We start from the raw sequence: 13,657 nt of genomic DNA, 5'->3' as shown, positions 1-13,657 counted from the left end.
GGTATAGTCTGGATGCGGTAGAAATTTATGGTAAATTGAGTTGCGGTAAGAATTTACCTGTTAGAAGAATGGTAAACGATGAACGAAGAAACGCTGTTTCATTTGCTGATCAATGCACCTGAACATGAACGGCAACAAATTCTGAATCGGGAATGTGCAGGTCAGACAGAACTTCGCCACAGAATGCTTGAATTGTTGGCAAATTGTCAGACATCTGATGGTGTCATCCATCAAATGTGCGAATTCTTCCAGGAAGGATTGGAATCAGGTATTATTCCGGATGTAGAAGAGCTCGTTGCCACAGCACAGGAAGAGATCAGAGCAGAATTGATCATGGAACTGATCAAACTCGAAGAACGCTACGCAGACACGGATGAACGAGGTAGAATTCGTACACGATATTGTGAACTGTTTCCGAAGTATCGAGAAATGATTCTCAATGACGATAAAAGTCCGCGCGCCTCACCGAGTATGCTGGAATCTACAGTTGACAGCAAGAACACAGTTGTAGATTCATCGGATAAGTACCCAGAGATTCCCAATTATGTGATACAGCACGAATTGGCCAAGGGTGGTATGGGTTGTGTTTATGCGGCATACGATAAAGTGTTTGAACGAGAAGTTGCGATAAAAACCCTGTTACCAAAAGCGAATCGAAATAGATTCATTGTTGAATCCCGTATTACAGGTATGTTAACCCATCCCTCGATCCCACCTGTACATGAATTAGGCACAACAGCAGAGGGAATGCCTTATCTGGTGATGAAACTAATTCGAGGAAAAACCCTTTCCGAGTTGCTGAAAGGTCGCAATTCATTAGAAGATGAATTTCCGAGATTTATGCAGATATTTGCACAGATAGTTCAAGCAGTCGCATTTGCACATTCTCAAGGTGTCATCCATCGTGATTTGAAACCATTAAACGTGATGGTGGGTCAATTCGGTGAAGTGCAGGTAATGGATTGGGGTCTGGCACGAAAGCTGTCGGATTCGGAGTCTGAAGGGCGTGAAAATAGAGTCAACAACGAAATTCAAGGATTGACGATTGCAGGAATGGTAATGGGAACACCAGGCTATCTATCTCCCTCTCAGGCACGCGGAGAAAAGGCAAATCCCAGTTTTGATGTGTTTGCCCTTGGAAGTATTCTGACTTCGATTCTTACCGGGAAGCCAGCAGTCACAGGAGAATCAGCTCGAGAGATAATACTGAAGACGGCTCGAAACGAACTTCAGGACGCAATGTTGCGATTGCAGTTCAGTACGGCTGATCAAGAATTAGTTAAGATCGCTAGAATGTGTTTGCTTACAGACTTGGCAGATAGCTTCCCAGACGCACAAGCGGTTTATACAGCAATTCAGGAATATCAGAACCGGTTAGAAAAAGAATTGAAGCTCGCTCAGGCAGAAAAAGCAGTTGCCTATACCAGGATCGCAGAAGCTCGCAAAAGGCAGAGATTAGTCAAATCTGCCATCACAGTGTTGGGAATTGTCATACTTACAGGTCTTTTCTTGTCAGTCAGATATGCATTTCAAGCTGCACAAGCAGAGAAAAAAGCGTATGCGCAGGAAAAAGTTGCAGCAGGGCGACTCAAGGATTTGCGCAACTCCTTTGATGCTCTGCAGGATACCCAGGAAATGCTTGATCGATTGCTTGCAGTCAGTCGAATGCAATTGGCAAATGCAATGTGGCGAACGAATGATCCCCCTTCTGGAATTGGAGCCATCCTGGATACGATTCCTAACCGTCTGAGAGGCTGGGAACACAGCATTTTGGCCCAGCAACTCCCAGGCGGCTACATGACATTGTCTGGACACGACAGGGATGTCATTGATCTGGCGATCAGTTCGGATGGCAAACACGTAGTATCTGCTGGAGTGGATCGTTCACTTCGTGTCTGGAATAGTGATACCGGAGAGTGTGTTCATGTAATATCTGGACTTGGCAGTGCCATTCAAACGGTAAACTTTCATCCTAAAGATAACATCATTATCTCGGGTTCAAATGATGGCACTCTTCGCATTTGGGATGTGATTTCTGGAAAGCAAACTCGAGTGATTCTTGCTCATGAAAGTCCAATTTTTTGCGTACGTTGGTTTCCCAGTGGTAGAGGCTTTGCAACTGCTTCGAATGATGGAATGATCCACCTGTATAATGACCAGGGAAAATTGCTTAAAAAAATACATGCGCATGCCAAAGGTGTTGAATCGATCGATTTTCACCCTGATGGTAATACGATGTATTCTATCGGCAAAGATGATCTGTTAAAAATTTGGAGTTTGAACGATTATTCTCATCGTGCAGTGTCTTTGCATGAAGGCACACAAGGCTACTTAGCGAGCGTTGGTGTCGGAAGCTCGGAAAACCACAAGTTTAGCCTGAATCATTGCACGGTCTGTAGTCCTGATGGATCGAGAATTGCTTCACGTGAAGTAGATAAAAATGTAATTATACGCGATGCTTCCAATGGCAAAATCTTGCTGATTCTGGACAATGAATCTGATGGAACCCCAAAAGATATTCAGTTCAGCCCGGATGGATTGTCAGTATCAGCAGCATTGAGCAACGGATCAATCCAGATCTGGAATGCAATCACCGGACAACAGCAAGGAATACTTCACAGCCGCCACAATCGTATCTATTCTCATCGTTATACTCCGGACGGCACACGAATTATCGCTGCAGCAACTAGTGGCAAACTAGTATTTTGGAATATCACCGTCAAGCATCAACAATCGATAGTTGCTAGTAAAATCAAGTCTAATGACCAAGTAATTTCATCACCAATGAGTGATCGATATATTGTAATAAATCACAATCAGAATATGATAATTCGATCCTTATCCGATCACCAGCAGATCGTAGATATTCCTATCAAGGACCGGTTATTATCACAAATCAGTTTCAGCCCTGCTGGAAAGTATGCTGTGGGATATTTTGCCAAGGATGATGATCAAAACGACAAAGTCGTTTCAATATGGAATACAAACAATGGCCAATTATTGAAGCCATTCTCTGATACCAACAACACAGGCAGAGCAATTGCCTTTGCTGGCAATGATAGATATCTAATCTGCTCGCATTCTGACAGGGAAATTGTAATTGTTGATATTGACAAAGAGCATTCCAAGCCACTTGTTGCTTTGGAGAGTCAGGCGCCAGGCAGAATCGTTGCTGTCGCAGAGCAGCCGCTTTGGCTGATTACCTATATGTATCCAAATCTCCGCATTTGGTCTATCCCTGACGGCAAGCTTTTAAACGAGATTGCTTTGGACAAATTTACAATGGCATTTGTTAGCAATGATGGCAAATCTCTTATCATCTCTCAGGCAAATGGCAAGCTGATCCTTTTTGATTTGGTTAAGAATCGTCGAATTAAGGAATTCAAAAAGTCGAGTCTCTTTATTTCGATTAACCCTGATACTAATATGTTTGCCATGCAGCAACTCAGCTCCTCACATATTAATCTGATTGATACTGCGACTGGAAATATTTTGCGAACAATTCAGCCGGCAATACCACAAGGAAAACATCTCTTATTCAGTCCCGATGGAACACGTTTATTTACCGCAGATTCTGAGGGTCGTATTTCTGTCTGGGATACTGAATTCGGAAACTTGTTAATGACCCTATCATGTGAACAGCGTATCAGAAACATTCATTATCACGCTACTCGTAATTCTTTGTTAGTCTATGTTCAGGATGGCACTTTGTATGAATTTGGTGCTATTCCACCGGACGCTGAAGTGGGGCCACCGGCCCCTCAGATGCTTCAGTTTCGAAAGAACATGGCCACAATTCCCAGAGCAAGCTGGCACTATCAACAGGGCATACTTGCAGAACGCCTGAATCATTGGTTTTCAGCCGAGTGGCACTGGGCAAAACTCTTACAAATTGAACCCGATAGTCAAACGGCTCGGAAAAAATTGCTCGAGGCAAAGTTGAAACGTTTTGGGCAACCTATTCTCCCAAGATGATTTACTTCGGTTTTACTTTCAGCTTTACTTCTTTGCCATCGCGTGTCACGGTAACATCGATTTCTTCATCAACCTTCTGATCGCCCATGACGGCCATGTAGTCGTTGATGTTGCGGATTCGTTTGCCGGTGATGTTCACGATGATGTCGCCTTTTTTCATGCCACCAGCTTCTGCTGCACCGCCGGGGATGATACCGCCGACAACCATCCCTTCAATGTCCGGCGTGCCATAGCTGGGCATCACACCCAGTTTGGGGCCACGTCGGCCGGCACTCATCGAACCGGTCATCCCGGCCACATACTCCGGTCGGGTGGGGGCTGCGGCAATTTCATCGCACAGGGTGCGGACAAGATCAATCACCCTGGTGATGCCCTTGAAGTTGATTGTTTCCGGTAAATCTTTCGGTGTGTGGTATTCCTGGTGCTCACCGGTGAAGAAGAAATAGACCGGAACTTTCGCAGTGTAAAACGATGTATGGTCGCTGGGCCCGGTGCCACTTTTATCTTTTACCAGGTGCAGGCCGGCTGCTTTGTTTTTTTCATCCAGAAGTGCTTCAAAGTTTTTCGCAGACCCCACCCCGCCGACACGCAGAGAGTCTTTCTTCGATTTTTCCTCCACCCGCAGTCGACCAATCATGTCCATGTTCAGCATCGCCACAGTATCTTTCAGTGGGAACAGAGGGTTCGATGCATAATGCAAACTGCCCAGCAGACCTGATTCTTCACCAGTGAAAGCAATGAAAACTAATCTGCGGCCTTCTCGGTCTTTCTGGCTGCCGTAGTATCGGGCAAGTGCCAGCAAACCAGTGGTGCCGGAAGCATTGTCATCCGCACCATAGTGAATATCGGTGCTTCCCGCAGCCAGCGATCCAGCTTCACCTCGTCCCAGGTGGTCGTAGTGGGCACCCAGCACGACGGTTTCGTTGGCCAGCGGCCCTTTTCCTTCAAGAACCGCAACCACATTTTTAACGGGCAGTTCCCGCACGCCAACGTTGGTGGTGATTTCCACTTTCACATCGGCCAGAGCCACACTGGCGGGCTTCAACTGGCTATCGATTTTTTCTTGCCAGTCGGCTAATGTTGTCTTGCTACTCTTCAACAATGTGTCAACAATTTCCCGTTTCCAGTGCACCACGGGCAATTTGCCGATTGCATTGCGGTCGCGGGCATAGCTGTATTCCATTAAGGTGTCTGATTTGCCTGCACGGTCGAGATCGTTGATAAAGATCACCCCTTTCGCACCCAGCTTTTCTGCAGTCTGGATTTTGGAAGAGAGCGAAGCCACTTCGTTCAGTTGATTTTCATCGAACAATGGGTGGGGCCGTTTGCGAAACTGCGGTGCCTGTCGCATCACCACAACAATCTTGCCTTTGACATCAATCCCGGCGTAATCATCGTACTTTTCTGTTTTAATGCCGTAACCAGCAAGAACCAGTTCACCGGAAATCTCACCGGCACCACTGAGGCCACTGACGGTGAAATCTTTCAGGTATGCGGGGGCAATTGCCCCACCTTTGGTGGTGATGGCAACCACCTGTTTGCCTTCTTTCAAATACGAATCTTTCACGCCGAACGGCTGAAAGTAAGTGCCATCCGGCACACCCGATTTCAGGCCGGCATCACGAAAGGACTGGGCGATATAGTTGGCTGCTTTGTTGATCCCTTCGGTTTTCAGCCCACGGCCTTCACATTCTTTGCTGGCCAGGAAATAGAGATCTTTCTGCAGCAGTTCAATTGGATAATCCGCTGCCCCCACCATCGGAGTGGTGAAAAGCAACGCACAAAGAGTGAAGAAGCTAGTATTCCATTTTTTCATCTATTCTTTCTCATTTATTCGCGGGCGACCAACAATACTGGAAGCCATTGGTGGAACATCAAAAGATTTTGCAGGCGGCATGGCTTGAAATCTATTGCGTGCCCACCCACTGACCGCAAAGATTATTGTAGGTGTGTGGGGCTAGTGAATGCCTGATCCTGCCTGAAAATCCCAAAATCGGCTGATTTTGGACGAACACTTCAACCAACCAACATAATACCCTACGGGAATGGGCCGCACAAGCCCACGAGGGGATCGCACCTTTGCGATAGCCGATTTTGTCGAACATTTGGGCCACTTGTCGTTGTTCAACCCATGCAGCCATTGTCCACGTTTACCAAGCATGGAATTATTTCCATGTTATATTAATATATCCACAACACTTCCAATTCTGGTAATTTTTTTCTCGCCAGGACGATATTTTTGAAATAATGGATGACATAAGTGCTTATTTGGCAATTATTTGCGTCAAAGAAAACATTTTTGTGAATTTTTACAAAATCGATATCACCCTTCTTCGATCAAGGTGATCTGATAGTGTACAAATCTGGGAGAGCGGGTTTCATTCTCTCCTCATAGCCGCCAGAGTAAGCAAGGGTTTGAGCATTGATACCCTTGCTTACGCTTCGGGCTATGAAGCAATTCGTAGACCGCCTTCGGTGTACTGCCACTGGTTATGGCAGGGGGCCAGAATGCGGACCACCTTTGACGGAGCAGGTGTTCACCGACAATGTGGCAACTGCCGTTTCTGCCCGCCATCCAATCCGGGGTTTAATTCTGCCAATTGCCAAAATGTGAAAATGTTCAATCTCAGTTATCAATATAGTGAAATAGTATCATTTGTCTCGGTTTCCGTTAGGAGAAAAACTTAAGTAAATTAACCCATACAACAGTGAACTAAGCGGCAACGTATAAAATATATAATCTGATAAATTCACAAGCTTTAACAAATATCCGACGGGATGAAGAATACAGAAAATAAATGTAACTATTTCATCCATTTTATCAAAGTTGAATCTAAAAATAAACCACAACATCAGCACCAGTACAAATGATATCACAAAAAAGCAAATACAGAATGTAGTATGCAGAATGCAAGTAATTTTTTACGTTGTGCAAACAAGTTGGATGTACCTTATTAAAGAGAAACTTGATGGCACATAAGTTCCTTTGCAATGCCCTGAGTATAATTCTGTAAAATATTTCATTGCTTTGCTGAAGCTACAATCTGGCAAGCAACCAGGATCGCATCGCTTTCTGAAAATCTGCAGCAAAAGTGGGTCAGTTCACCAGGAGTTTTTCCTGTTCTGCTCGTTTTTCCTGTTCCAGTTCTTCAATCAGTGGCCAGAGCTGGTCGACTTCTTCGTAGAACAGATTGCCGATCAGAACATCGGTAATCAACCCTTTCTTGTCCGGATTTTTGCGGACCAGTTTGCCAAAGTTCAGGCCATCGTAGAAGGCACACACCAGACGACGCATGCGCTCCATGGCTACTAGATAATCTTTTTCCCATGCTCGCAGGCGGGTCTCACTGGGATCATTTGCAGCCAGTGCGTCGCCAATGGCATCCGCAGCCAGCCCCCCAGAAGTCAGTGCCAGCAGCACCCCAGATGAGTAGAGTGGGTCTAAAAAGCCGAATGCATCACCCACAAGAACCCAGCCATCGCCAGCAACTTTGGTGGCTTTGTATGAATACTCTTTCTGGGCACGGAATTCATCGCACTGGGTGGCATTCGCCAGACGTGGTGCCAGACCGGGGCATCGCTCCACTTCTTCGAAGTAGATCGATTTCAGATCTTTGCTGGCACGGTTCTGGAACAAATATTGATAGTCTGCCACCACGCCAACGCTGATAATGTCATCGTGCATGGGGATGTACCAGAACCAGCCCTTCTTTTCTTTGGTCTGCAGCACGATGGTGGCGCCAGAATCTTTCCCTTCATCCCGATAAGCATTTTTCCAGTAGGTCCAGACGGCTGCTTTCCGTAATTCCGGGTCCCATTGACGCAAATTGAGGCGGTCGAGCAGAATCGAAGACTGGCCGCTGGCATCAACGACCACTTTTGCCCGCACTTCCTGCTCTTTACCGTCTGCATCCAACAGGCGGACACCCACGGCACGGTCGTTTTCAAAGATCACGTCCAGCACTCGCACCCCTTCGTGGGCATGCACACCATGTTCGCGGGCGTTTTCCAGCATCATCTGGTCGAATTCGCTGCGGCGAACCTGCCAGGTCTGGCTGCGTTCGTGGTTTTCGTGGTCGACAAAGTAGAACGGCTCACTTAGTTTTCCGTGCTGCGAAACAAACTGCACACTGTATTTCTTAACAAAATGACTGCTTTTCATTTTGTCGAGCATGTTCAGGCGTTTCAGCACATTGTACGTGTGGGGAATCAGCGACTCGCCAATATGAAACCGTGGGAACTTTTCACGCTCGAACAGTTCCACCTGATAACCTTTCTGTGCCAGCAGCGTCGCAGTGGTGGCTCCGGATGGCCCACCACCGATTACGGCAACATCAACTTCTTTTCGCATGGTTCCCGTCCTTATTTCCAATAACTGGTTTCATTTTCATGGGGGCCGCGGGCTTTTGCCAGCAACGCCACCAGGGTTTCAATTTCTTCCACCGTCATATGACCCAACTGCTGCTGGTGGCATGCCTGCAGTGGTGCGGCAATTTCTGCCACCAGATCCACCCCCAGTGGGGTAATTGTGACATGAATGGAACGACGATCAGCGTCCGAACGCACCCGTTCAATCAATCCTCGCTTCTGCAGACGATCCAGCATCCGCGTGATATCCGGAGACCGCGACACCAGTCGATTCATCAATGAAATTGTGGGCACAGATCGTGGGTGGGCCGCCATTAACAGTCGCAGCACGTTATATTGTTGGGCAGTTAACTCCCAGCGGGCGAAGAGTTCATCTTCCAGCACCCGCAAGCGGTCGTACGTTCGCCAGATTGACAGGTACAGTTCCTGTTCCGGCGAATCAAACCCGTGGGTGTTGGGCGGGGTCGATTGGATCGCGTTCAAGTCTTCCATCAAAGTATATTAATCGTCCAAACAATATTTGTCCAGACAATTGTCGTTCAAACAATTAAATCTTTAGTGGCGAAGATGTGATCACTTGCACACATTGTCTTCCTGATGCACAATAATCATGCATTAATGCACAAAAAATAGGCATCGCAAAGATGGCATCGAATTCCCATGTGCTGCAAAAATAAGCACCCCAGCGGGGCGATTTTGTCTTCATCTCAGTTTAACTTTCTTGTAAGTACTTACTATAAATAGACTTAGAAAAATTTACGCCCACTTCACACATTTGGCACAAGAGATGCTATTTATTTTCTCGTAGCTGGCGACAGAAGATTGCCAGTCCCACCGTGTGCTCGCTTTGTGTGCATTTGATGAAGCGAATCGCAGCGGCCAGTGTTTGAGTGCTATTGGATGGTCATGAATACTGGTTGGTTTTTGGACAGAGAGAATTGGATTTACTAATGAAACGTTCCACTGTAACGGGTGCGGTGCTATTACTAGCACCCCTGGGTGCTGCTTTGCTTGCCTCTGCTTTCGACTATCGTACCGATCAGGTATGGTCGGTCGATCGGGGTAATTCGTCGCACGTCCCGTTGAATGCCCCCAGCGAAATTGACAAAGAACTGCACCGTGTAGACAGAAGAATCATGGAGCGGAATGCCATCGTCCGCGATTACATAGACGGGCATGCCACCTTTAAGGAATCTGCCATCCGATTTCTTGAGTTAAATCAGTCTTCCGAACTGGTGATGCAGCAACTGGTCAAAGTTCACGCCGGCGAAAACGACTTACAGCGCTGTGGCAACCACTTTCTAACCTTCCTGAGCACCTTCCGCAAAGTGACTGAACAGGAAAAACAGGCTTTTCAGACCGAAATTGCCCAGTGGAAGTAATCAGTAACGCAATTGATGCCTGAACACATTCATTAAGTATCTGCGAAACCACCTCAGCGCCATTCTACATTAGAACTTCTCATCCTGCCGCCGTCTAAATCTTTATACTGGTAGAGGGATCTGTTTGGGGCGGAATACCCATGCAGGAGCCATCCCGGGTTATGATTTATTGATGGAGTATTTCTGGTGAATCCCAAAAACCTGATTACCAAACGAATAGTCGCGATCACGATTGTAGCAGGACTGTTTGGTGCATTGCTGATTGCTCAAGTCAGCAAACGCGATCCAGCAGCATCCAGCCTCACCTGGCAGTTCAGCAGTAAGCAATTGCGAGGCAAGGACTTACAACCGATTTCCGGCGGGCAGAATGCCCGCGTGCTGGGTGCCCCCACCTGGTCTGAAGATCTGCAGGCCGTCATCCTTGCTGGTGATGCTGATGGCTTTCTCGTAGAGGAAAAAGCCGCACCCGATTCTCCATTGTTGCCAAAGCAGGATTTTTCCGCTTCCGCGTGGGTACGCATCGACAAAGGCACACAATACGGTGGGATTGTGGGTGCCATGCAGGATAACGGCTCCTACGAACGCGGTTGGGCGCTGGGCTACAATGAGAAAAACTTCACATTCGGTGTCGTTGGCACTCCAGGTGAAGGTGCACCCAAGTTAACCACCATTGAAAGCACTACAATTTTTGAACCAGGCAAGTGGTATCATCTGTGTGGCACGTACGACGGCAAAACGATGCGGCTCTATGTGAATGGCAAAGAAGAAAAAACTTCCAGCGAACAGAAAGGGCCTGTTTCTTACGCACCGAGTGCTCCATTTGTGATCGGCCGCTATCGCGACGACAACGAAGATTTCCCACTGGTGGGGGCAATTCGTGAAGTGAGTGTCGATTTTCAGGCGATTTCACCTGCAACGATTGCTCAACGCTTAAAAAGCGAGCAGGCACTGCTCGAAAAGCAAGCAGCCAAGCCGATCGGTTTTGTAATCTATCCTTACTTGCAGCATCCCACAACGAACAGCGTGACCGTGATGTGGGAAACCGCAGCACCTGGAACATCGGTGGTGGAATATGGCATCACTCCCGCAGATACGAAAGAAGCTGTGGGTGAAAAAGATGTCACAATACATGAAGTAAAAGTCACTAACCTGGAAATTGAAACGGGTTACGTCTATCGAGTAAAAACAGAAACTGCCACAGGCGAAAAACTGACCAGTGACTGGTTTCAGATGAAAACTGCCGTGAAACCGGATTCTGCGTTTTCATTTGCCATTATTGGCGATACCCAGCGAAATCCCACGATCACGGCGAAAATTGCCCAAGTGATGTACGATCGCCGGCCCCACTTTGCAATGCACGTGGGCGATGTGGTGAACGATGGCCCCATCAAGGATCAGTGGGTGAATGATCTGTTCGGACCTGCGAAAATGCTCTTTTCCCGCGTAGCGGTCTTCCCCACCCTAGGCAACCACGAACGCAACCACGCCTGGTATTACCGCTACTTCAGCCTGCCAAATCCCGAGTATTACTACAGCTACAGTTATGGCAATGCAGAATTTTTTGTGGTGGATACCAATAAATCGGTGAAAGCAGGCACCGAACAGTTCCAGTGGCTGGATAAAGCACTTGGAAACTCGAAAGCAAAATGGAAGTTTGTGTATCACCACCACCCAGCCTGGAGTTCCGACAGCGACGATTACGGCAAAACTGCCCTTGGGGCGCGTGGGCAAGGCGACAAAAATGCCCGCTCGCTGGTGGAACTGTATGAGAAACACAACGTCGACATCGTTTTCAACGGCCACATCCATTTGTACGAACGCACCTGGCCATTACGGGGCAACAAGGTGGATCGAAGCAAAGGCGTCATTTACATCACTTCCGGTGGCGGTGGTGGCAGATTGGAAGATTTCGATCCGCTTCCCACCTGGTTCAAGGCTCAATTGCGGGTCGACTACCACGCCTGTTACGTGAACATCCATGGCAATCAACTGGAGTTCAAAGCCTTCGATCAGAATTCGAACCTGTTCGATTCATTTGATCTGAAGAAGGAATAACAGCAGTTTCGCCGAAGATTCGGTGTTACATTTCAAAACGCCATCCCAATGTGGCTCATTTCCGCCTGCCGAAAACGTCGACAACATCATAAAATACGCTTTTGAACCGCAGTGGGTGGATGGCGATGCTACATGCAATGATCATGGCAGGTGGTGGTGGGACGCGATTCTGGCCAAAAAGCCGTGTTGCGCTGCCCAAACAGTTTTTGTGCTTTCGCGGCGAACAATCGTTGCTACAGTCGACTGTCGAGCGAATTGAAGCAGCCATTGCACCAGAACATACCTGGGTAATCACCTCACAATTACATGCCGCACTGACCGCTCAACAGCTTCCGGCACTTCCCCCCACCAATATTGTGGGGGAACCGATGGGGCGAGACACCACGGCCTGTATTGGCCTGGGTGCGGCACTGATTCAACGCACCGATCCCGATGCCACCATCGTGGTGATGCCAGCCGACCACCAGATTGAACCAGTGCGAGAGTTTCAGCGGGCGGTTCAGGCGGCAGCCAATCTCGCCGATGAGCACCCACAGGCACTGTTTACTTTTGGTATTAAACCCAGTTTTCCTTCCACCGGCTATGGCTATATCCATCGTGGGGCCGCCATGCCTGCCAGTGGGGGCATTCCCGTATACCAGGTCCAGCGATTCCGCGAAAAACCGCCTCTGGAACAGGCCCAGCAGTATATCGCATCGGGCGAATTCTATTGGAACAGCGGCATTTTTATTTGGAAAGCAAATACCATTCTGGCACAATTGCAGGCCCGGAAGCCAGCGATCTATGATGCGGTGCAACGGATTGCAGACGCCTGGCACACCGACAGCATTGACGAGGTTTTTGCCCGCGAATACCTGAATTGTGAGAAAGTGAGTATCGATTTTTCGGTGATGGAACACGCACCCGAAGTGGTGGTGTTGGAAGCCCCCTATACTTGGGATGATGTGGGTAGCTGGCTGGCACTGGAACGCTGCAACCCACAGGACGCCAACGGCAATACGGTGCAGGCGAACCACCTGGGGATCAATACCCACAATTGTGTGGTGGTGGGAGATGCTGAAAACCTGATTGCCACTATCGGCATTCATGATTTATTAATTATTCAGTCGGGTAATGCCTTTCTGGTCGCCCACCGAAATGATGAAGGAAAAGTGAAAGAGGTTGTGGAAACGTTGAAGACCCGGCAAGACGGAACCACCTATTTATGACGACCAAGCTGCCCCGCGTGGGGCGTATCCTGGCAGTCGATTTCGGTACCGTCCGCGTGGGGCTGGCAGTTGCCGACTGGGATTACCCCATCGCCAGCCCACTGGCCACCTACACCCGCGTGCGGGATGACATCGACCGTGCTTATTTCATCAAAACAGTGGAACAGGAACGCATTACCGGCATTATTGTCGGGCTGCCCATCCATAACAGCGGGAAAGAAGGGGTGAAAGCCCGCGAATCCCGTGATTACGCAGATTGGCTGGCAAAAGTGACCAAGTTGCCCATCGAATTAGTAGATGAGCGATTTACAACCGTGTTTGCTGAAGAGATTCTGTGGGATGCCGGCTTTACACACAAGCAACGCAAAGCCCGCCGAGACGCACTCGCCGCCCAGATTCTGCTGAAATCGTACCTGGAATCTCTCCCACCTGCGGAGAAGAAATCAGAAGAAAGCCAGGATGAGGGATGATTAAACTGGAATCAGTTTGAAACTCGGTCGAACTTTGAACAGTTACCAAGCCTACCTTCATAGCCCGCAGCGTAAAAAAGGGTATTTCTCAATGAGATCTCACTGCCTTCATAGCCCGCAGCGTAAGCAAGGGTATTTCTGCTCAAACCCTTGCTTACGCTGCGGGCTATGAAGGCAAACTTAATGAATTCGAACGGAG

At 48.1% G+C, this 13,657-nt stretch carries 8 protein-coding genes; 5 read left to right on the top strand and 3 right to left on the bottom strand.

Annotated elements, in window-relative coordinates:
* The first annotated feature begins 78 nt into the window (after positions 1-78).
* The gene (locus R3B84_03025) at positions 79-3,975 is read left to right on the top strand and encodes a protein kinase (protein ID MEZ6139523.1); all 3,897 of its coding nucleotides are present in this window, start codon (positions 79-81) and stop codon (positions 3,973-3,975) included.
* Between the two features lies 1 nt (position 3,976).
* Here the strand turns inward: R3B84_03025 and R3B84_03020 are convergent, their stop codons facing one another.
* The 3 genes from R3B84_03020 to R3B84_03010 all read right to left on the bottom strand — a co-directional run bounded on the left by R3B84_03020 (position 3,977) and on the right by R3B84_03010 (position 8,826).
* Positions 3,977-5,791 (bottom strand): M28 family peptidase, encoded by a 1,815-nt coding sequence (locus tag R3B84_03020; GenBank protein MEZ6139522.1) that lies wholly within the window; start codon positions 5,789-5,791, stop codon positions 3,977-3,979.
* Positions 5,792-7,072: 1,281 nt separating this feature from the next.
* On the bottom strand, positions 7,073-8,326 hold the full coding sequence (locus R3B84_03015; GenBank protein ID MEZ6139521.1) for an NAD(P)/FAD-dependent oxidoreductase: 1,254 nt from the start codon (positions 8,324-8,326) through the stop codon (positions 7,073-7,075).
* An 11-nt stretch (positions 8,327-8,337) separates the two neighbouring features.
* Complete coding sequence (locus tag R3B84_03010; protein ID MEZ6139520.1) at positions 8,338-8,826, bottom strand: MarR family transcriptional regulator; 489 nt, start codon at positions 8,824-8,826, stop codon at positions 8,338-8,340.
* A 467-nt stretch (positions 8,827-9,293) separates the two neighbouring features.
* On the opposite strand from R3B84_03010, the gene R3B84_03005 reads away from it, so the two are divergent.
* The 4 genes from R3B84_03005 to ruvX all read left to right on the top strand — a co-directional run bounded on the left by R3B84_03005 (position 9,294) and on the right by ruvX (position 13,458).
* Positions 9,294-9,725: a hypothetical protein gene (locus tag R3B84_03005; protein MEZ6139519.1), complete on the top strand. Its 432-nt coding sequence runs from the start codon at positions 9,294-9,296 to the stop codon at positions 9,723-9,725.
* A 186-nt stretch (positions 9,726-9,911) separates the two neighbouring features.
* Entirely contained in the window at positions 9,912-11,780 is a 1,869-nt protein-coding gene (locus R3B84_03000) for a LamG-like jellyroll fold domain-containing protein (GenBank protein MEZ6139518.1), read from the top strand.
* Between the two features lie 125 nt (positions 11,781-11,905).
* Entirely contained in the window at positions 11,906-12,988 is a 1,083-nt protein-coding gene (locus R3B84_02995; GenBank protein MEZ6139517.1) for a mannose-1-phosphate guanylyltransferase, read from the top strand.
* Positions 12,985-13,458 (top strand): Holliday junction resolvase RuvX, encoded by a 474-nt coding sequence (gene ruvX / locus R3B84_02990; GenBank protein ID MEZ6139516.1) that lies wholly within the window; start codon positions 12,985-12,987, stop codon positions 13,456-13,458. Before R3B84_02995 ends, ruvX begins: the two co-directional genes overlap by 4 nt.
* Positions 13,459-13,657 lie beyond the last annotated feature (199 nt).

Origin of the sequence: Zavarzinella sp. (assembly GCA_041399155.1) — a bacterium.
GTDB lineage: Bacteria > Planctomycetota > Planctomycetia > Gemmatales > Gemmataceae > JAWKTI01.
This window is presented reverse-complemented; position numbering and strand designations above follow the sequence as displayed.

Excerpts from the sequence above, each read along its gene's own strand:
- R3B84_03025 (MEZ6139523.1), top strand. The coding sequence starts at position 79 with ATGAACGAAGAAACGCTGTTTCATTTGCTGATCAATGCACCTGAACAT.
- R3B84_03020 (MEZ6139522.1), bottom strand. The coding sequence starts at position 5,791 with ATGAAAAAATGGAATACTAGCTTCTTCACTCTTTGTGCGTTGCTTTTC.
- R3B84_03015 (MEZ6139521.1), bottom strand. The coding sequence starts at position 8,326 with ATGCGAAAAGAAGTTGATGTTGCCGTAATCGGTGGTGGGCCATCCGGA.
- R3B84_03005 (MEZ6139519.1), top strand. The coding sequence starts at position 9,294 with ATGAAACGTTCCACTGTAACGGGTGCGGTGCTATTACTAGCACCCCTG.
- R3B84_02995 (MEZ6139517.1), top strand. The coding sequence starts at position 11,906 with ATGCTACATGCAATGATCATGGCAGGTGGTGGTGGGACGCGATTCTGG.
- ruvX (MEZ6139516.1), top strand. The coding sequence starts at position 12,985 with ATGACGACCAAGCTGCCCCGCGTGGGGCGTATCCTGGCAGTCGATTTC.